17 protein-coding genes are annotated in these 19,982 nt (G+C 71.1%); 5 read left to right on the forward strand and 12 right to left on the reverse strand.

The features are described from left to right. Positions 1-83 precede the first annotated feature (83 nt). Together AC4D16_RS06985 and trhO are read right to left on the reverse strand one after the other, a co-directional pair. Positions 84-1,799, reverse strand: a complete 1,716-nt coding sequence (locus AC4D16_RS06985) for a DUF7059 domain-containing protein (protein WP_490954404.1) — start codon at positions 1,797-1,799, stop codon at positions 84-86. After that, positions 1,799-2,728 carry an oxygen-dependent tRNA uridine(34) hydroxylase TrhO gene (gene trhO / locus AC4D16_RS06990; RefSeq protein WP_490954405.1) on the reverse strand — a complete coding sequence of 310 codons (930 nt, stop codon included), beginning with the start codon at positions 2,726-2,728 and terminating at the stop codon, positions 1,799-1,801. Before trhO ends, AC4D16_RS06985 begins: the two co-directional genes overlap by 1 nt. 86 nt (positions 2,729-2,814) lie before the next feature. On the opposite strand from trhO, the gene AC4D16_RS06995 reads away from it, so the two are divergent. Together AC4D16_RS06995 and AC4D16_RS07000 are read left to right on the forward strand one after the other, a co-directional pair. Beyond that, the gene (locus AC4D16_RS06995) at positions 2,815-3,465 is read left to right on the forward strand and encodes a GNAT family N-acetyltransferase (RefSeq protein WP_490954406.1); all 651 of its coding nucleotides are present in this window, start codon (positions 2,815-2,817) and stop codon (positions 3,463-3,465) included. A 48-nt stretch (positions 3,466-3,513) separates the two neighbouring features. Continuing rightward, on the forward strand, positions 3,514-5,895 hold the full coding sequence (locus AC4D16_RS07000) for a DEAD/DEAH box helicase (protein WP_490954407.1): 2,382 nt from the start codon (positions 3,514-3,516) through the stop codon (positions 5,893-5,895). Positions 5,896-5,944: 49 nt separating this feature from the next. Here AC4D16_RS07000 and AC4D16_RS07005 read toward each other — a convergent pair whose 3' ends face one another. The 7 genes from AC4D16_RS07005 to ssd form a co-directional block, all read right to left on the reverse strand. Then, positions 5,945-6,331, reverse strand: a complete 387-nt coding sequence (locus AC4D16_RS07005; RefSeq protein ID WP_490954408.1) for an Rv3654c family TadE-like protein — start codon at positions 6,329-6,331, stop codon at positions 5,945-5,947. Continuing rightward, positions 6,324-6,692, reverse strand: coding sequence for a TadE family type IV pilus minor pilin (locus AC4D16_RS07010; RefSeq protein WP_490954409.1), 369 nt, complete (start codon positions 6,690-6,692; stop codon positions 6,324-6,326). Before AC4D16_RS07010 ends, AC4D16_RS07005 begins: the two co-directional genes overlap by 8 nt. Before the next feature lie 101 nt (positions 6,693-6,793). Continuing rightward, entirely contained in the window at positions 6,794-7,228 is a 435-nt protein-coding gene (locus AC4D16_RS07015) for a DUF4244 domain-containing protein (RefSeq protein WP_490954410.1), read from the reverse strand. A gap of 198 nt (positions 7,229-7,426) precedes the next feature. Continuing rightward, positions 7,427-8,023 carry a type II secretion system F family protein gene (locus AC4D16_RS07020; RefSeq protein ID WP_490954411.1) on the reverse strand — a complete coding sequence of 199 codons (597 nt, stop codon included), beginning with the start codon at positions 8,021-8,023 and terminating at the stop codon, positions 7,427-7,429. Beyond that, complete coding sequence (locus AC4D16_RS07025; RefSeq protein WP_490954412.1) at positions 8,020-8,802, reverse strand: type II secretion system F family protein; 783 nt, start codon at positions 8,800-8,802, stop codon at positions 8,020-8,022. The genes AC4D16_RS07020 and AC4D16_RS07025 overlap by 4 nt, the downstream gene beginning before the upstream one ends. Then, positions 8,799-9,944, reverse strand: coding sequence for a TadA family conjugal transfer-associated ATPase (locus tag AC4D16_RS07030; protein ID WP_490954413.1), 1,146 nt, complete (start codon positions 9,942-9,944; stop codon positions 8,799-8,801). The genes AC4D16_RS07025 and AC4D16_RS07030 overlap by 4 nt, the downstream gene beginning before the upstream one ends. 131 nt (positions 9,945-10,075) lie before the next feature. Continuing rightward, positions 10,076-11,137 carry a septum site-determining protein Ssd gene (ssd, locus tag AC4D16_RS07035; RefSeq protein ID WP_490954414.1) on the reverse strand — a complete coding sequence of 354 codons (1,062 nt, stop codon included), beginning with the start codon at positions 11,135-11,137 and terminating at the stop codon, positions 10,076-10,078. Between the two features lie 146 nt (positions 11,138-11,283). Between ssd and AC4D16_RS07040 the strand changes: the two genes are divergently transcribed. Both AC4D16_RS07040 and AC4D16_RS07045 read left to right on the forward strand, forming a co-directional pair. Next, complete coding sequence (locus AC4D16_RS07040) at positions 11,284-12,984, forward strand: bifunctional 3'-5' exonuclease/DNA polymerase (protein WP_490954415.1); 1,701 nt, start codon at positions 11,284-11,286, stop codon at positions 12,982-12,984. 105 nt (positions 12,985-13,089) lie between these two features. After that, entirely contained in the window at positions 13,090-14,586 is a 1,497-nt protein-coding gene (locus AC4D16_RS07045; RefSeq protein ID WP_490948099.1) for a WXG100-like domain-containing protein, read from the forward strand. Here AC4D16_RS07045 and AC4D16_RS07050 read toward each other — a convergent pair. The 3 genes from AC4D16_RS07050 to AC4D16_RS07060 all read right to left on the reverse strand — a co-directional run bounded on the left by AC4D16_RS07050 (position 14,498) and on the right by AC4D16_RS07060 (position 17,691). Next, positions 14,498-15,304, reverse strand: coding sequence for an NUDIX hydrolase (locus AC4D16_RS07050; protein WP_490954416.1), 807 nt, complete (start codon positions 15,302-15,304; stop codon positions 14,498-14,500). The two genes, AC4D16_RS07045 and AC4D16_RS07050, sit on opposite strands and share 89 nt — an antisense overlap. 75 nt (positions 15,305-15,379) lie before the next feature. Continuing rightward, positions 15,380-16,174 (reverse strand): endonuclease III, encoded by a 795-nt coding sequence (nth, locus tag AC4D16_RS07055; RefSeq protein WP_490954417.1) that lies wholly within the window; start codon positions 16,172-16,174, stop codon positions 15,380-15,382. Positions 16,175-16,296: 122 nt separating this feature from the next. Beyond that, positions 16,297-17,691: a hypothetical protein gene (locus AC4D16_RS07060; RefSeq protein WP_490954418.1), complete on the reverse strand. Its 1,395-nt coding sequence runs from the start codon at positions 17,689-17,691 to the stop codon at positions 16,297-16,299. A gap of 302 nt (positions 17,692-17,993) precedes the next feature. Between AC4D16_RS07060 and acs the strand changes: the two genes are divergently transcribed. Next, positions 17,994-19,952, forward strand: coding sequence for an acetate--CoA ligase (gene acs / locus AC4D16_RS07065; protein WP_490954419.1), 1,959 nt, complete (start codon positions 17,994-17,996; stop codon positions 19,950-19,952). Positions 19,953-19,982: the final 30 nt, after the last annotated feature.

A 19,982-nucleotide genomic window follows, 5' to 3' on the forward strand; every position in this document is an offset into this window, starting at 1 on the left:
CATCAGGACCGTCCGTTCGGAAAGCCGGTGGCCGCGTTCCCCAGTATGCGCCACCCCTGCCTGCACAAGGGTAACCGCTGGTTTCAGGCCGCCGGAATCAGGAAACCCTCCCGCACGAGGTGCTCGACGTCGAGCAGCAACTCGGCGGTGAACGCCGGATCGGGCCGTTCCAGGAGCATCGCGAGGGCCCTCGCGATCTGCCCCGCGGTGAGGTCGCCGTCGCACGCCGAGGCGAACCCGGCGAGTTCCGTGCTCAGGAGCGAGGTGCGCCGGAGACCTGCCCCCTGCCGTAGGAGGATGACCCCCGGGTGCTCGGCGCCGGGCCGCTGATGGCGTTCCTCGGTGACGTCCTCGGCCACCAGCAGGAACGCGTCGGCGATGCCCACGCCCGAGGCCGCCTGCTCCGTCCGCGCCGCGAGCCAGTCCCCGCGCTCGACGGCGGCGGCGAGGTGAGGGCCCACCGGCTGCTCGATCTCGTGCGTGATCTCCTCGAGCGTCACGCGCACGAGGTCGCTCGGCGTACGGGGCCGCCGTAGCCACACCGAGCCGAAGCCGATGCCCTCGACGTTTCGCGACGCGAAATCGCGGAGGTAGGCGGCGAAGCTCCTGACGTGGGCCTCGCGGTCGCGGGTCTCCGCGGCGTCGCGCAGCCAGGTCTCGGCGTACTGCACCGGCGTGAGCTGCTCCCGCTGGATGATCCACGCATCGACGCCCGCCGGGACGAAGGCGCCCACGCGCCGGTCCCAGGGTGTCCCCTCCGTGATCTCCCAGTTGCCGAGCAGCTGGGCCGAACCGCCCGGCACGAGCACGCGCGTGACCTCGCCGATGAGCGAGGCGACGATCGCATCCCCTGCGAGCCCGCCGTCGCGGTAGGTGTAGATGTCGCCGCCCTCACGCGGCGTGATGACGAAGGGCGGGTTGGACACCACGAGGTCGAACAGCTCGCCCTCGACCGGGTCCAGCATGTTGCCGAGGCGCAGGCTCACGCGATCCCCCGGACGCTGGGGGTCGATCCCGAGCGCCGGCGCGTTCAGGAGGAGGTTGAAGCGGGCGAACGCGAGAGCCCGCTCGGAGAGATCGGTGGCCGTCACGTGCCGCGCATGCTGCAGGAGATGGAAGGCCTGGATGCCGCACCCCGTCCCGAGATCCAGTGCGCGGTCCACGGGCTTCCGGATGACGGTCTGGGCCAGCGTCAGGGACGCCCCGCCGATGCCGAGCACGTGGTCGTGACGCAGCGGACCAGGGCGTTGCTCGGCCCCGAGGTCGCTCGCCACCCAGAGGTCACCGCCCACGTCGGACGCGGTGGGACGGAGTTCCACCGCGGCGCGCCATACGGCGTCGTCCGTGGTGTCCTCGTCGGTGCCGGGTTCGTGGGCGCCGGGTTCGTGGGCGCCGGGTTCGTGCTCGCCGGGTTCGTGCTCGCCGGGTTCGATGAGCCTGAGTCGCCGGAGGCCGACGACGCCGGTGCCGGGGAACGCGGCGGCGAGGAGCTCCTCGGTCACGGTCTCCCCGAGCAGCCACAGCAGGACGGGGACAGCCCGCGCACGCTCCTCGACCGGGCCGCCCTGCGACCCGTCACCGAGGAGGCGTCGGCACTCCAGCAGGGCCGGGACCAGCTGACCGCGGCCGAGTGCCGCATAGGCGGGAGCGCCGAGCAGCGAACCGGCGCCGTCGACCGTGTAATCGAGCGCAACCAGGTCAGCAGCGAGCGCTTCGACGAGTGCGAGGTCGCGGCTCGACGGCGCCGAGGGGACGTCGTCGTCGAACTCGGTGTGACGCGGGATGTCGGGGATCATCATCAGGCGGCGCCCACGGCGAGGTCGCCGTCCGTGGTGGTCGCGTTGCATCCACCGGGACACCGCAGCGTCCGAGGATCGGCGGCGCAGTCGTCGCAGAAGAGGGTGAGTGAGCGGCACGCGGGGTCGGAGCAGTTCTCGTACCGGCTGGTGGGCGCCGCGCAACGGGCGCAGGACCCGAGCGTGACGGCGTCCTCGCTGAACTCGAGGTGCATGCGCTTGTCGAAGACGTAGAGCGAGCCCTCCCAGAGGCCCTCGTCGCGGAAGGTCTCGCCGTAGCGGACGATCCCGCCGTCGAGCTGGTAGACCTCCTGGAAGCCGCGGGCGACCATCAGGCTCGAGAGCACCTCGCAGCGGACCCCGCCCGTGCAGTAGGTGACGATCGGCTTGTCCTTCAGGCCGTCGTACGCGCCGGAATCGAGCTCGCGCACGAAGTCGCGCGTGGTGCGGACATCGGGCACCACGGCTCCCCTGAAGCGGCCGATCTCCGCCTCGAAGGCGTTGCGGCCGTCGAAGAAGACGACGTCCTCCCCCGCTCCGCGCTTCGCGTCCACGAGGGCATGCAGGTCCTCCGGGGACAGGTGCGTGCCGCCGCCCACCACACCGTCGTCGTCGACCCGTAGCTCGCCCGGCGCACCGAAGGAGACGATCTCGTCCCTCACCCGGACGCTCAGCCGCGGGAAGTCCTCGGCTCCGCCGTCCGACCATTTGACGTCCAGCCCAGCGAAACCGGGATACTCACGGGTCCGCTTCACGTACTGCTTCACGGCACCGACCTCGCCGCCCACCGTGCCGTTGATGCCGTCCTTCGAGATCAGGATCCTGCCGCGCAGGTTCCATTGCTCGCAGAGAGCGCGCTGCCACAGTCGGACGGCGTCGGGATCAGGGAGCGGTGTGAAGGCGTAATAGAGGGCTATGCGGTTCGTGGACACGGATTCAAGCGTACGTCGCGTCTCGAATCGATCACTCTGGGGCCGGCCTATGTCATTGGTCGCGTCCGAGAACTATGGTTCAGCACATGGGCGCACATGCTGATCACGACCTGTTCCGGACCTGGCTCTCGGGGTGGTTTGCGTGCCGCGGTTACGAGGTGAAGGACGACGGTCGCAGTGCATCGGTGCTCCTCACCGACCAGCAGAACCAGACCGAGCACCTCCTCTTCGATCCGACCGTCGAGCTGTTCCTCGAGCTCGCGCGGGAGACGAAGCAGGACCCGCTGCGCGTGCTGTCCGTCGTCTCCAACCGCACCCAGGAGCTCATCGACGCAGCGGCCCCCCTGGGGATGCGCGTCACCGACCGGCAGCAATCCCTCATGAGCGTGGACATGCACGGGCAGGACGTTGAGGACCCGCGCGCTCCCGGCGACGAATTCACTCTCGAGCGGAGCTCGGAGGGCGCGTGCCGACGTGTGATCGTCCGGGCGAACGGTCAGGAGGCCGCGCGGGGTTCGGTCTCCGTGGTCGGCGAACACGCCGTGTACGACCGCATCGTGACCGAGGAGGCGTTCCGTCGCAGGGGCCTGGGCAGTTACGTCATGCGCGCGCTGACGGCTGACGTCCTCGAGGACGACGTCAGCACCGGGCTGCTCATGGCGTCCGCCGACGGCCGCGCCCTGTACGAGTTCCTCGGCTGGCAGCATCTCGCCGACGTGTTCGTCATCAGAGGATAAAGCGCTCGGACGCCACGGTGTCCGGCCCGCCGATGGGAGGATGGCCGTGTGGCCGCGCACGACTCCCTCATCTCCCTCCTCGGGGGCGGTACCGACCCCGAGCAGTTGATGCATGTGCGGGAGATCCCTGCCCGCGCGGCGGAGCATGCCGCCTGGCCTTCCTGGGCTCACGACGACGTGGTCCATGCGTTCGCGCGACGCGGCGTCCACCAGCCGTGGCGGCACCAGGTCGAGGGTGCATCGTCGGCACATTCCGGTACGCACACGATCATCGCGACCGGAACGGCGTCGGGTAAGTCCCTGTGCTACCTGCTGCCGGTCCTCGACGAGATCCACCGCAGCGAACTGCAGGACCGCACCACGCTGGCACCCACGGGCTCGGTGGCGCTCTACCTCGCGCCGACGAAGGCCCTGGCCGCCGATCAGCACTCCGCTGTCACCGCGCTCGGCCTTCCCACCGTGCGCGCCGAGACCTACGACGGTGACACCGAGTCCGGGGCGCGCCGCTGGATCCGGGATCACGCGAACCTCGTCCTGGCGAACCCCGACATGCTGCACTTCGGGATCCTGCCGAACCACACCTGGTGGGCGCGCTTCTTCCGCCGTCTCAAATACGTCGTGATCGACGAGGCCCACAGCTACCGGGGTGTCTTCGGATCCCACGTCGCGAACCTTCTGCGGCGGCTCCGGCGTATCTGCGCGAGCTACGGTGCGCATCCGGTCTTCATCGGCGCGTCCGCCACGTCGGCTGACCCGGCGGCGTCCTTCGGGAAGCTGATCGGCGCTCCCGCTACGGCGGTCGACGAGGACACCTCGCCTCACGGGTCCACGACCGTGGCGTTCTGGGAACCGCAGCTCACGGGCACACGGGGCGAGAACGGCGCGGCGACCCGCAGGACGGTGATCGCCGAGACGTCCGACCTGCTCGCCAACCTCGTGTCCGCCCACGTTCGCACCATCGCCTTCATCAAGTCGCGGCGCGGCGCCGAGAGCATCGCCCAGACCTCCCGCCGCATGCTCGAGGACGTGCATCCCGACCTGCCGCACCGGATCGCCGCGTACCGCTCCGGGTATCTCCCGGAGGAACGGCGGCTCCTCGAGACCGCGCTGCGCAGCGGTGAGCTCCTCGGGGTCGCCAGCACGTCCGCCCTGGAACTGGGCATCGACATCTCCGGGCTGGATGCCGTCCTCGTGGCCGGCTGGCCGGGCACCAGGGCCTCGCTCATGCAGCAGATCGGCCGCGCGGGGCGGTCCGGGCAGGACTCCCTCGCGGCCTTCGTGGCGAGCGACGACCCGCTCGACACCTACCTGGTCCACCACCCCGAGGCGGTCTTCGACCTCGCGGTCGAGGCCACCGTGTTCGATCCCTCGAACCCCTACGTGCTCGGGCCCCACCTGTGTGCCGCCGCTGCGGAGCTTCCCCTCACGGACGCGGACCTCGACCTGTTCGGGCCGACGTTCGAGGACCTGCTCGGGACGCTCTGCGAGCAGGGCTTCCTGCGACGACGGCCGGCCGGCTGGTTCTGGACGCACCCGCAGAGCGCCGCGTCGATGGTGAACCTGCGGGCGGACGGCGGCGGTCCCATCACGATCGTCGACGCCGACTCCGGGGCACTGCTCGGCACGATGGGATCGGCGCAGAGCCATTACCAGGCGCACGCCGGTGCGGTGTACGTGCACCAGGGACGCACCTACGTGGTGGAGGACCTCGACGAGGAGAACCACTGTGCCACGGTGTCCCGTGCGCAGCCCGACTTCTACACCCAGGCGAGGGACGTCACACAGATCGAGGTCATCGACCGCGACATCAGCCGCCTGTGGGGAGGCGTGCTCGCGAACTTCGGTGACGTCAAGGTGACCACCCAGGTGGTGTCCTTCCAGCGCAAGGCGTTCTCCTCCAACGAGGTGCTCGGCGAGGAGCCGCTCGACCTCGCGGCGCGTGACCTCTTCACGAAGAGCGTGTGGTTCGAGATCAGCCCACAGCTGCTCGAGGCCGAGGGGATCTCGGCGGAGGAGCTGCCCGGCGCCCTGCACGCGGCCGAGCACGCCGCGATCGGGCTGCTCCCGCTGGTCGCGTCGAGCGACCGCTGGGACATCGGCGGTGTGTCGACGGCGCTGCACGCGGATACCGGGCAGCCGACCATCTTCGTGTACGACGGGCACCCGGGCGGCGCCGGCTTCGCCGAACGTGGTTTCGAAGCCGCGCGGGTCTGGCTGGCGGCCACCCGCGACGCCATCGCGGCATGCGAGTGCGAGACGGGCTGCCCCTCCTGCGTGCAGTCCCCCAAGTGCGGCAACCGCAACAACCCGCTGAGCAAGGGCGGCGCCGTCGCGGTGCTGTCCCTGATCCTCCAGCAGGCCGGCACCGACGACGTCCCGGCCGGAGCCGCCCGGGACGCTCACGATCCGCTTCCCCCGGTCCGGTCCTGACTTCCTCCTGATCGTCCGTTGCGAGTCGATCCGGACCGACCCCGGCCCGTCACGACGGGGGGCCGGCACGAGCCGCTCCCTTCGCATCCGGCAGCGGTCCGTGCGTGGGGACGACAACCCGCACGACCACCGTCGACATCCCTGGACCGCCCACCTCGCACGCGGTCAGCTCCGCCCCGTGCTGCTCCGCCGTGAGCCGAGCCTCAGAGCATGGGTCACCCGGTCTGAGGCCTCGAGCCGCGTCAGCTGCGGCGAGCGCCGCGAGGTCTGCTGCTGTCGCGGCCTTCGAGCCGGCGGTGGTCGCGTGCATCATGAGCGCGCCGACGGCGACGAGCATCAGGGCGAGCAACGCCAGGCCGGACATCAGCAGCGTCCCTGCGCCGCGCTCGCCGTCGCGACCCTCGTTCTCGCCGGTGGGCGTCACCGTGTCAGTCATCCTGCTCCGTCCTCCCCGTGGCCGATGCGCTCAGGTCGAGGTCCAGCAGACCTGTCAACGGACCGTCGACCGTCGTCCGCACCTCCACGACGGTCCACCCCTCACGGATGGAGACGGTCGCTACGGCGTCCTGACCCGCCAGCCGCTCGGCAGTCCGCTGGACGGCGTCCGGTGATTCGCCCCGCATCACCTCCCGCGCTCCGGCACGCGCGGCTTCCTCGAGCCGGAGTTGCTGAGTGCCGACATGCGCCGTGCCCAGCAGCAGGGCGAGGAGGACCACCAGGGCGGGCAGGGCGACAGCCACCTCTGCGGTGACGGCCCCACGATCGGCAGCGCAGGCGTCGCTCCTGGAGCGGGCCATGCGCTGTATCGAGTGGACCGGCGTGCGCGTGCGACGGACACCCGAGCCGTTCGGGGTCACCCCTGCACGTCGGTCCGCAGCGCCGCCCCGGTGGCTCCTCATCAGCCGAAGTTCAGCGCAGTCGTGATGAGTGACGTCAGCAGGCCCTTGATCTGGCTGCTCGACAACACCGCGACGAGCAGCGCAGCGAAGCCGACGGCCGCGAGCGTGGCGATCGCGTATTCCGCAGTCGCCATACCGGCTTCGCGATCCTGGAGATCCTCACCCGGTGCCGCCCTCCGGCGCCGCATCACTCCGCGCCGTTCCGCCCGGTTGAGCGTCGCGTCGTCGGGATCGGATCCGACGAGGTGGAGACCGGATGCAACACGCCCCTCACCGGGACGAACCATGGCCCGGCCCGGTGAGGGAGTGACATCGAGCCCGCCGGGTCGAACAGTTCCGGCATGGACGGGCTGGGACGCGCAGGTGCCACCCACCGTCGTCGGTCTGACGAAGGGGGAGCCCTCCGTGCGCTGCAGCTGTGTCTTCATGGTCATGTCATGTCCTTCCGGTGGTCGCGGTAGACCCGCGTCGGGTGCGACGGTCGTCGCTGAACAAACTCTTTCCCGGGCCGGCTGCCGCAGCTCCGTGAACGGCGCCTAAGTGGATAACCTCCGGCCGCTTACCCGAGGACGACTGCCCGGCGACATGTGCGCGCCGGCCTGTCCTGCACATCCCCGCGACCTCCTGCCACGTCAGAGCTCGGGCAGGAGCCCCAGGACAACGGGAACGACACCGAGGCAGATGAACGCCGGCAGGGAGCACAGCCCGAGCGGCAGCACCAGTTGCACTCCGAGGGCCGCCGCACGCCTGTCCACCTCCCGGTTGTGGCGGCGCCGCAACTGACCTGCATGCGCGTGCAGCAGCGCGGCGGACGGTGCTCCCGTCGACGTGGCGAATCGGAGCCCCTCCCTGAGCTCCGCGAAGGCAGCGGCCCGCGCCGGGGCCGGCCGCGCCGCTGCGGACGGCCCGTCGTCGACACGACGGTCGATCCCCGCCTCCCATGCGGCGTCCCAGGAGGCGCCGAGCAGACGCGCCGCATGGACGCGCGCGAGGGCGGTGGACAGGTTCTGCTCGCACGAATCGGACACGGTCGACAACGCCCGCTCGACCGATGAGCCCGCCGTCAGGAGCGCGCCGAGCAGATCGAGGATGAGGGCGGGGTCCTCCAACCCGGGACGTGCCGCGACCCTCGCCGCGGACGCCGTCCGTCCGGGTCCCCTGCGCCCTGAAGGAAGCACCAGGAGCACCGCCGTCGACGCCAGCAGAAGAGCCACGAGGAGGCCGGTCATCGGGTCTCCCCGCCGGCTCGCCGGACCAGTCGTCTCGACCAGGTCCGGGCCGCGATCGTGAGCAGGACACCTGCCAGCAGGGCGAACTGCCCGGAAAGGGAGGTCGTCAGCAACACCAGAGGATTGATGCCCAGCCCGAATCCCAAGCCGAGACCGACCACGGGCAGCCAGGCCAGCAGGACGACCGTCGCCCGGGGCCCGGCCAACGCCGTCTCCCTGGACGCCGCACCGTCGAGCTGGGCGTCGAGTTGCGTGGCGTACTGCTCGAGGATCCCTGCGAGCGGCGCACCACTCCGCTCCGCGACCTCGAGGCACGCCGCGAGATCCACCCACATGCGGTCGAGCACGCGTTCCCGCCCCGACCGGCGCCCCTCCTCGGGGGGCGCGCCACGAAGGGCTTGCGGGACACTCAGACCGAGCACCGCCGCGCGCCCTGCCGCCTCGAGCGTCGGAACCGCGGCGGCCGAGAACGCGGAGGTGGCTGCCGCATGAAGTCGAAGCATGTCCGACCACAGGGCGTGCGGTGGTCGACCCGCCCGCAGCAGACCGGCCAGCTGATGGATGAACAGGGGGAGCTCGTGCAGTTCCAGCTCCCGCGACCTCCGTCCCAGCCGCACGCTCCGCGCAGTCGGCGCCGGTGACGGGCGGCGCCGACCGTCCACCCGGTTCTCCGGACCTCGCTGCTGCCGTGCATCCGGAGGCCACCGCCCACCTCGAGCGCGCACGGTGAGCACCAAGCATCCGGCGGCGAGCAGGAGCGCGACGGCGACGCCCGTCATGGCGCGGGGGCCGGCGCGGTCCAGCCCACGGAGGCCGCGAAGTCCGGCCAGCCCTCCTCCGCCCTGCAGCTCACTCCGTCGTCGACGAGGACGGGGCGGATACGGAGGCCTCGGGCGGAATCCAGCACCACCAGTCCGATGCTCTCCACGCGTCGTCCCGCCGGACCGCGCGTGACATGCACGACGACATCGAGCGCGCTCGCTGCCTGCTGTGCGACGGCGTCCGCCGACATGCCCGAGAGCGAGGCGAGGGCAGCCAGCCGCGCGGGGACGGCGGCTGCGCTGTTGGCGTGGATGGTTCCGCCACCGCCGTCATGGCCGGTGTTCATCGCCGTCAGCATCTCCCGGACCTCGGCGCCCCTGCATTCTCCGACGACCAGACGGTCCGGGCGCATCCGGAGGGCCTGCCGCACGAGGTCGGTGAGATCCGTGACTCCCGCCCCCTCGAGATTGCCGTGCCTCGTCTGCAGGCTGACCGTGTGCGGGTGCTCCGGAGCGAGTTCCGCGGCGTCCTCGACGGTGACCACGCGCTCGTGGTGTGCCGCCAGACCCAGCAGAGCGGACAGGAGGGTCGTCTTGCCTGTACCCGTGGCACCACTGATGAGGAAGTTCATCCGCCTCCTGATCATCAGGGTGAGGGCCTCCGCCGTCACGGGCGCCAGGGTCCCGGAGGCTTGGAGCTCCCGCACGGAGAACACCCGGGACCGCCTGATCCTGATCGACAGCAGCGTGCCCGTGGTCGAGATCGGCGGCAGCACCGCATGGACGCGCAGCCCGTCGAGTCGCACGTCGACCGCGGGGCAGCCGTCGTCGAGCCGGCGTCCACCGGCCGCGACGAGGCGGACGGCGAGGGAGCGCACCTCGTCCTCGTGGGAGAAGATCCGGCCGACCCTCCGGAGGCCCTCGGCCCCGTCGACCCAGACCTCGTCGGGCCCGTTGACGAGGATGTCGGTGACGCCGGGGTCGGCGAGCAGCGGTTCGAGCGCACCGAGGCCTTCGAGTTCCGCGCGCACGCGGTCGAGCGCGGACAGCGTTCCCTCCGACCCGAGCAGTCTGCCGCTCGAGCCGACTGCCCCTGCGAACGCCGCGGCCGTGACCTGGACCTCGCCGGTCAGCACGGCCCTGCGGACCGCATCCACCATCGACGCACCTGCACCGTCGCCGTGCAACGCAGGCGGGACTCCATCCCGTGCCCGGACATCGGCGTCCGCGGCCGGCCGCTCAGCCGCACGCAGAGCTCGTCGGGTCGGTCGGTGGTCCGCGACTCCTCCATTCACGACGACGGGGCCCAGGTGCGCCCGACGGCCTCGACGGCCGCTCGCGCGCGTCGGGGTACGGCGAGGCCGGCGGTTCGCCCGGCGGCCTCCGCGCCCGCCGCACCGCGCACGAACGGAAGGAAGGGCAGAGGCCCCGGGCGCCCGACGACGTCCGCCACCAACCATGGATCGAGACCGTCCACCACGGGACCGCGGACCACGACCGTCACCGGGACCGACCCGTGCATCGCGAGGATGCGCGGCACCGCGGCGACGGTCCGCGGCCGCGACGGAACCACCAGGACGAGGTGATCACAGGCGGCGACCAGCGTCCTGTCGCCTCCGGCGACGCTACCGAGGTCGATGACCGTGACGTCGAAGGCGCCGCGCGCGGCGTCGAGGACGGCCTCCGACGTGCGCATCGGCTCTCCCGACGCGCTCAGGTATGCGTCGCCGGCGTCGTGTGAGAGTACCGCCACTCCCCTGTCCGTGGGCAGCGCTGCCGCGAACTGCTCGGCGTTGAGGGTGCCACGGATGTCGGTGAGGTCGCGCCAGCGGACACCATGGCTCGACTCGAGTCCGAGCGCCAGATCGACGCCCCCGGCGAGCGGCGCACCGTCGATGAGCAGCGTTCCCCTGCCGCCCTCTGCCGCCCACCGCGCGCACCAGTAGGCGAAGGTACTCGCTCCGCATCCACCCGCGGCGCCCATGATGCCCGTCACCGCCCCGGTAGCGGCCGGATTGAGTCGGCGCCCGATCGTCTCGGCGAGCCAGCCCGCGCCCTGCGGCAGGATCACGACCCGCGAGGACGCGAGATGGGCGGCTGCTCCCCACACCCGCGGTTCGTCCTCGCTGGTGCCCACGACGACGACCTCGCGCTGCCCCGACAGGGAGATCGCCTGGCCCTCACTCACGATCAGCACGACAGGATCGAGGGCCAACGCGTCGGTCGCCAGGTTCTCGAAATGGGGCGTCACGCCGGCGGCGGCACAGGCGCGAGCGACCTGGTCGCGGACGAACTGGGAGCCTCCGGCGAGAACCACCGGGGGGCGGCGGGGCGGCGGGATCGACTGCGTCATGGACCAAGGATGGTCCGAGCCGGACGGCGCCCCCGAGCGGGGTTGCGCTATGTGGACAACCAGCACGGCGCACCCGACGACGGGACGCCGCGAGCGCGACAGCCACCGATTGCCAGAATGACACCGCGGCAGCCGAGAATGTCCTCATGTTCATCGCCGTGGCCGCAGCACCTGCGGCGTCCGATCTCCGGGGCGGCGTGCTGGTGCAGGAACTCGACGATGCAGGCGTCCCGATCGCCGAGCCGCGTGCCGTCCCGACGACGGAACTCCCGGACGTGGTCCGCGCTGCGGAACAGCGGCGGCCTCGGTGGGTGTGGGGTTCCACGCGCCTCTGGTACCCGGACCTGCTGGCCGCGGGCGTCGACGTCGAGCGCTGCTGGGACCTCGCGCTGACGCGCGCCGTGCTCGCGAACTCACCCTTCTGCCGGCCCTCCCCCTACCTCGACTCCGTGCGCACGTCATCGGCGCCGTCGGACACCCCGGTCCCGTCCCGGATGCTGCCGCCGGCGCGGATGTCCCCGGACCAGCACTCGCTCTTCGACGATCCGCGCCCCGCCGCCGCCGCCGGGCCCGTGCTCGACGACGTCGTGGCCGAGACTCGCGCACAGACGGCCGCCGTCGCGGGTGCCCATCGGTCCGCGCGCCTCGCCCTGCTCGTGGCGGCAGAGTCCGCCGGGGCGCTCATCGCGACCGAGATGGAGCACTGGGGCCTCCCCTGGCGGCGCGACGTCCACGAGGCGCTCCTCGAGACGGCCCTCGGACAGCGTCCGCCCGAGGGCGCGCGCCCGGCGACGCTCGAACGTCTCGCCGGGGAGCTGCGCGACGCCCTCGACAATCGGAGCCTCAACCCCGACTCCCCGCAGGACATGTTGCGTGCGCTGCACCGAGCGGGAATCGATGTGAGGACGACCCGCTCGTGGGAGCTCGAGCAACACGGGCATCCTGTCATCGGTCCGCTCCTCGAGTACAAGAAGCTGGCGCGGCTCCTCACCGCGAACGGCTGGGGCTGGCTCGACGCCTGGGTGCACGAGGGCCGCTTCCGTCCCGAGTACGTGGTGGGCGGCAGTGTGTCCGGTCGGTGGGCGTCGCGCGGGGGCGGTGCCCTGCAGATCCCCCGGCAGGTCCGCGACGCGGTGCGACCCGACGACGGGCATGTGTTCGTCGTCGCCGATGCCGCCCAGCTCGAACCGCGTGTCCTCGCGGCGCTCGGGCGGGACTCGGCGCTCGCGGACGCGGCCCGGGGCAAGGACCTGTACCAGGGCATCGCGGACCAGGGGTTCGGCGGTGACCGCGCCCAGGCGAAGCTCGCCATGCTCGGTGCCATGTACGGAGCCACGAGCGGCGAGTCCGGGCGTCTGATGCCCCAGCTCACGCGCGCCTACCCGCAGGCCATCGGCGTCGTGGAGGAGGCCGCCCGCACGGGTGAGTCGGGCGGCGGAGTCGCGAGTCACCTGGGCCGCGGCTGCCCTCCCGCAACCGAGGACTGGTCCGCGCGTCAGCGCACGACGACGGCCGAGGAGCAGCGGCGCGCCGACACGGCGGCGCGGGCGCGAGGACGATTCACGCGCAACTTCGTGGTGCAGGCGACGGCGGCGGAGTGGGCGCTGTGCTGGCTCGCCGAGATCCGACGGCGGCTGGCTGGAAGCGGGATCCCCTCCCCCAGGAGCCGTATCGCGTTCTTCCTGCACGACGAGGTGATGCTGCACGTGCCGCTGGGGTCGGCGGAGGAGGCCACGGACATCGTCCGGGACGCGGCGCGGGCGGCCACCCGGCTCGTCTTCGGGGTCATCCCCGTCGAGTTCCCCGTCACGACGGTCACGGTGTCCTCCTACGCCGACGCCAAGTGATCCGCTGACCGTCCTGCCGGTTATCCACAGATCGGCGCAGCGGCCAGCGCCCGCCCCCGCCTCGCCTCTACGGTGACAGGACACAAGGGGGGAAGGGCTGGGTGCATGAGCGTTCTGACGATCGACACGGACAGGTACACGGAGGCGGCGGAACTCGCCGCGGCGGCCGGCCGGGGGCTCGCGGACGCCGTCGCCTCGGCGGATGCCGTGCTCATGGGAACGGGCGGCATGGCGGGGTGGGACGCCCTGGGCACCGATTGGGCTGGGTCCTACGATCCCGCGGCCAGGGACGTCCTCGAGGCGGCCCGGGCCCTCGCGCTCGCATCGGCGGACTCAGCGCGGGCGTTGACGTTCTCGGCAGGCAACTACATCGCCGCCGAGCACGTGGCGTCCATGGGCCTCACGGCGCTCATCGAACCGCTCCTGCCGTCGTCGATGCCCGAGGCGACGTCGTCCTGCCTCCCCTCGGCCTGTGAAGCGCACGTGGCGCTGCCGCCGGAGTACTGGGACATCGTCGCGGGGGTGGCCGGCATCATGTGGCCCACGGGGGATCCGGCGCTCCTCAGGAGCGCAGCGGCTGCGTGGACCACACTCGCCTCCGACGTCGAGCACAGGATCGGCGGCGGCACGCAGCTCGCGGAGGACGCGGTGGTCGGGTTGCTGGCGGAGGACCTCGCCCTCTTCCGCACCCGGAGTGCCATGGTGCGCGAGGCAGGCACTGCGATCGCGCTGTCCTCGCGGGACATCGCCGCGGGGTGCGAGGCCCTGGCAGGGGCGATCGAGACGGCGCACCAGGAACTGATCGACGAGACGCGCGCTTTCGCCGAGGACTGCCTTGAGATGCTGGCCGTCGGCGTGGCCTTGAGCTTCCTGACCTTGGGAGGGTCCGCAGCGATCACCTCCCTCATCGGGGTGGCGCGAACAGCACAGATGGTGATGAAGGTCCGTCAGACCATCGAACGTCTCACCGCGCTGGGCAGAGCCGCGGTCGTCGTCGCGAGCAGGCTTCCCGGAGCCGCGCGCCTCACCACCGGACTGCAGAGCCTGGCCCGCGGACCCTCGGCCCTGCGCATCACTGGCGGGACGGCAGGACGCGCGCTGCCGTCCTGGGCACCACCAACGTCCGCGGCCCTGTCGACACTCGCACCCGCGGTGCGGATCATCCGTCCGGTCGGAGCAGCGGGAGCACGCCTGCTGGACTCCAAGGCGGTGTCCGTCGCCCTGTCCAGCCCGGCTGCGCTCGTACGCGAGCAGCTCTCGCACCATGTGGGTCGGCGGGTCCTCGGTACCGCCGCCGGGCCCGGCGACGCGACGGAGCAGGTGCTCACGATGGCGGGCCGATCCGCGTCCCCGATGATCGTGCGCGCCGCCGCAGCAACGCAGATCGGAATCACGAGCAAGGAGCGATGGGACAACGCCACCGCTCTCGTGACCCTCCCCGCCTCACTCAAGGAGCGCTACGCGCCCGCCGCCCCCGGCACGCTCGCCCCCGCCGCCGGTGGTCCCGGCCGCCTCACAGCGGTGCGGCGATCTCCTGCGACCGGTCCCACGGCTGTGTCCAGCCGAGGCCCTCGAACATCGCATCCAGCAGCATCGCAGTGAATCCCCAGATGATCGCGTGCGGAGTGACGAAGGCAGGGGTGCGGCTCACGAACCCGTTGCGTCGGAGCACAGCGGTCCGGCGGTTCCCCGGTGCCAGAAGCGTGCTCACGGGGCATCGGAATACCGATTCGGACTCGGCGGCGTCGACCGCGTGGACGGCGGTCTGCTCACGCCACCACCCCAGCACCGGCGTGACCATGAAGTTGCTGACGGGAAGATCCACCTCGGGAAGGGACCCGAGGACGTCGACGCCCCTCGGGTCCAGGCCCGTCTCCTCCCGCGCCTCGCGAAGGGCCGCGCCCGCTTCGTCGGCGTCACCCGCGTCGATGCCGCCGCCGGGGAACGCCACCTGACCGGGATGGTTCGACAGCGTGGACGCGCGCATGACGAACAGGAGATCGAGATCCGTAGGACCGGGCCGCGAAACGAATGGCCCGGTTTCGTCGTCCTGACGCGGCGTGTCGACCGGCCCGGTGAACGGCGCGCCGAGCGGGGTGTCGAGCGGGGTGTCGAGCGGTGCGTCGTCCGGCGCGGGATACGCACGGTCACCCGACGGATCCTCCTCCGCCGCCCGTTCTCCGAACAGCACGAGCACGGCAGCACGGCGGCTCAGCTCCGGATCGAGCACGGCGAACTGCCAGCCGTCGGGGGCGAGGAGCGTCGCGTCAGGGCGGTCCATCGACCGGACCCACGACGTCAGCTCGTCACGGGCACTCACGGCCCGGGCTGCTTCATCGTCCCGAAGAACGTCGGAAGATCCATCCGGTCCGCCCCTGCCCGGATCAGGCACGCCTCAGGCACCGAGCCCGTGACCGGCCTCCCGGAGCTCCGCCCGGGTCCGCCCGTTCCTCATGAGCTCGAGGAGGTCCTCGCGCCCGGGCGCGAGCTCGTACTTGAGCAGTTTCGCAGCCTTCATCGGGTCGGTCTCGCCCTCCCCGAAGGCGGGGCACAGTGCCGCGACCGGACAGACGCCGCACGCGGGCTTCTTCGCATGGCAGATCCTCCGGCCGTGGAAGATGACCCGGTGGGAGAGCAGTGTCCAGTCCTTGCGCTCGAACAGCGGCCCCACCTCCAGTTCCACCTTCACCGGGTCGTCCGACGTCGTCCAGCGGAAGCGCCGCGACAATCGCCCGAAGTGCGTGTCCACCGAGATGCCGGGGGCGCCGAAAGCGTTGCCCAGCACCACGTTCGCTGTCTTCCGACCCACACCCGGGAGGGTCACGAGCTCCTCGAGTGTGGCTGGTACGTGGCCGTCGAACTCGTCGACGAGTCGGCGGGACAGCGCGAGCAGGCTGTTCGCCTTGGCGCGGTAGAAGCCGGTGGGCCGGATGATCTCCTGGAGCTCGAGCTCATCCGCCTCGGACAGCGAGCGCGCGTCGGGGTACCGCTCGAACAGGGCCGGAGTGGTGAGGTTCACCCGGACATCGGTCGTCTGGGCGGACAGCACGGTCGCCACGAGCAGCTCGAAGGCGTTGCGGAAGTCCAGCTCCGCGACGGCGTACGGATAGGTCTCGCCCAGGATCCTGTTGATCTTCCTGGCCCGGCGCTTCAGCGCGACCGGCGATTCGTCCTGCGGTTTCGGCTTCACTGCACCCACTCGATCCCGTCCGTTCGGTCCTTCTACCGGCTCACCCGACTATCGATCTGTCCGCGTCACGACCCACCCGCCTCGCGACCCGTCCCGACAGGGCGCATCGCCCCATTGGCGGATTAGTCCCGCGGCGCCCGTTCGATGTTGCGCAGATCCCGCAGGATGCCGATCGCGCCGGTGCGCTTGTCCTGCACCAGGAACTCACGGCCGCGATCCTCGATGCCCACTTCCCAGTCCCCGGGCTGCAGGACGAAGATCTCGCGCCCGTTCTGCTCGTCGAACACGGGCCGCGGGGACCCGACGGCGAACCAGAACGCCTCGACGACGTCCTCCTCCTCGGCCGATCGCGTGGCCGTGATGGGCTCCTGCCGTGCACGGCCCTGCGTGGCGTCCTCCGTCGGCGTCTCATCGCGGATCGCCTCGTGGACTCTCGTCCGGTCCGTCACCGACCGGGAGTCGTCGACGTCGTGACCGCTGCCGAGGTCGGGTCCGTCGACGGCCGAGGCCTGATCTGCCTGGTTGCCGACGACGTCGTGGTGCTCGATGGGCTCGTCGCGGTCCTGGATAGGCCGGTAGCTCGCCGTCGCATCGTCCATCGCATCGCCGGAACCACGGGAATCACGGGCACCGACGGCGCTGGCGCCGTGGCCTGCATCGTGGTCCGTCCGGTCGGCGGTTGCGCCCGGTATTGGGTCCGCCTGTGTCGGTGCTCCGGTTGATCGACCGAGGCCGAACAGTCCGGCGCCCGTCGTACCGCGATCGCCTCCGGGTGCCTGACCGGTGAGTGCCTCACCCGACGGGGATCCGACTGCGGTCTCCTTCGACGGTGACGCAGTCTTCACGGGCTTCGCGGGCTTCGGCGGCCGCGGCCTCGCCGCGGTGATGGGACGGGCCAGCGGGTGGGCGGCGGACTCCGGCCGCTCCAGGAAGTCGTCCCGCACGACGGGCAGGTGCGGCCCGACGACGGTGGCTGCCACGAGCGCCAGGGATCCGAGCAGCGCGATGAAAGGGCCGATCTGGAACGCGGTGACGGTCTGCAGGAAGAAGAAGGTGGCTGCGAGCACTGCGGTGACCGAGGCGAACTGGTCCACCGAGAGGGACCCGACGCGCAGGCCCGAGCTGCCGAGGCGCCGGCCGGCCAGGAGCGCCAACGCGATCACAGGCAACAGCATGCCGACGCCGACGAAGAAGAGCGATGCGCTGCTCCAGAACGTCGTGTAGAGCACACGGCCGCCGACGAAGGGCAGGAGCGTGCCGATGAACATCAGCAGGACGCCCCCACCGAACACGAGTTCCCGCGTGGTGAAGGGCCCGAGGACCGCCTCGGACGGGCCCACCTGACTCGGCTCGGAGGCGGTGGTGTCGGCTGCGGCGCCCTGAGTATCGGAGATGCCGGGAGACGGGGCGGTTCCGGTGGTGCCGGACGGAGCTGCAACCACCGTCGATGCCCCTGACGTGGTCGCGTCCGCGGCGGGCTGACCCACCGTCTGCCGGCCCTCGAGTGGTTCACTCATGTGGTACTCCCGTTCCTCGCGGCGGTCACCGGCGGTGCCGCCCGGCGTCGTTCAACTGATCCCACCCTAGCCACCGGCCCCGGCCTTCTCCACCAGGCGTCGTGGCGGTGGCGCCCATCCGCTCACCGCACAATCGGCGCAACTCGGCTAGGTGATGTGACGCCAGCCACAGGAGTGTCGGGTGGACTCGATAGTCTTCCGTCAGGCACGAGGTGGTGCGGGCGGCCCGCACGGCCCGTGCGCTCGAGCACTGCCGACCTTCATCATCACCGTCTTCGACACGCCACCAAAGGGGTAAGACCATGAACGCCGAGCGACAAGGCGACGCCTTCGAGAACCTGCTGCACGAGGAACGCCGCTTCCCGCCCAGCGCCGACTTCGCCGCGAACGCCGTCGCCCAGCCGTCCCTCTACGACGAGGCGCGCGCGCAGGGTGCGGAATTCTGGGCCGCGCAGGCCCGCGCGCTCCTGACGTGGGACACCGATTTCACCCAGACCCTGGACTGGTCGGACGCTCCCTTCGCGAAATGGTTCGTCGGAGGGACGATCAACGCCGCGTACAACGCGCTCGACCGCCACGTCGAGGCCGGGCTCGGTGACCGCGTGGCCATCCACTTCGAGGGTGAGCCCGGCGACACCCGCACCATCACCTATGCGGAGCTGACGCAGGAGGTCAAGAAGGCCGCGAACGCCTTCGAATCGCTCGGCGTGCAGAAGGGCGACCGCGTCGCGGTGTACCTGCCCATGATCCCCGAGGCCGTCGTCACCATGCTCGCGTGCGCGCGCATCGGGGCAGTGCACTCGGTGGTGTTCGGCGGGTTCTCCGCGGACGCCCTCCGCAGCCGCATCGACGACGCCGAGGCGAAGCTCGTCGTCACGTCCGACGGCACCTACCGGCGCGGCAAGCCCAGCGCCCTGAAGCCCGCGGTGGACGGCGCCCTCGAGAAGGACGGTCACACCGTCACGAATGTGGTCGTGGTGCGGCGCAACAACGAGCCCGTCGAGTGGACGGAGGGCCGGGACGTCTGGTGGCACGACGTCGTCGAGGGCGCCTCGGACGAGCACACCGCCGTCGCGCACGATGCCGAGCACCCCCTCTTCATCCTCTACACGTCCGGTACCACCGGGAAGCCCAAGGGGATCCTGCACACCACCGGCGGCTACCTCGCGCAGACCGCGTTCACGCACAGGAACACCTTCGACCTCCGGCCGGAGACGGACGTATTCTGGTGCACCGCGGACATCGGCTGGGTGACGGGCCACAGCTATGTCACCTACGCGCCGCTGGTGAACGGCGCCACGCAGCTCATGTACGAGGGGACGCCGGACACCCCGCACCAGGGCCGGTGGTGGGAGCTGATCGAGAAGTACAAGGTCAGCATCCTGTACACGGCCCCGACGGCCATCCGCACGTTCATGAAGTGGGGCCGCGACATCCCGAAGAAGTGCGACCTCACCTCGATCCGCGTGCTCGGCTCCGTCGGGGAGCCCATCAACCCCGAGGCCTGGATGTGGTACCGCGAGGTCATCGGCGGCGGCAACGCGCCGATCGTCGACACGTGGTGGCAGACCGAGACGGGCGCGCACATGATCGCCCCCATGCCCGGGGTCACCGCGACCAAGCCCGGCTCGGCGCAGGTGGCGGTCCCCGGCATCGCGATCGACGTCGTCGACGAGATGGGCGAATCGGTGCCGAACGGCTCCGGCGGCTATCTCGTGATCCGCGAACCGTGGCCGTCGATGCTGCGCGGCATCTGGGGCGACCCGCAGCGGTTCAAGGACACCTACTGGTCGCGGTTCGACGCCATGTACTTCGCGGGCGACGGCGCCAAGAAGGACAGCGACGGCGACATCTGGCTCCTGGGCAGGGTGGACGACGTCATGAACATCTCGGGCCATCGCCTCTCGACCACCGAGATCGAGTCGGCGCTCGTGAGCCACCCGTCGGTGGCGGAGGCCGCCGTCGTCGGGGCGAGTGACGAGACGACCGGTGAGGCGGTGGTCGCGTTCGTGATCCTCCGCGGATCCGCGAAGGACGACGACGACATCGTCACGACGCTGCGGAACCACGTGGCGAAGGAGATCGGCCCCATCGCGAAGCCGCGGAACATCCTGGTGGTCCCGGAACTGCCGAAGACCCGCAGCGGGAAGATCATGCGCCGCCTGCTCAAGGACGTCGCGGAGGGCCGGGAGGTCGGCGACGCCACGACGCTGTCCGATCCGACGATCATGCAGCAGATCGCAGTCTCCCTGCGGAAGTAGCCGAACTGCGGAAGTAGGCGAACACGCGAA

This window comes from Arthrobacter sp. TJ-236 (assembly GCF_058269235.1).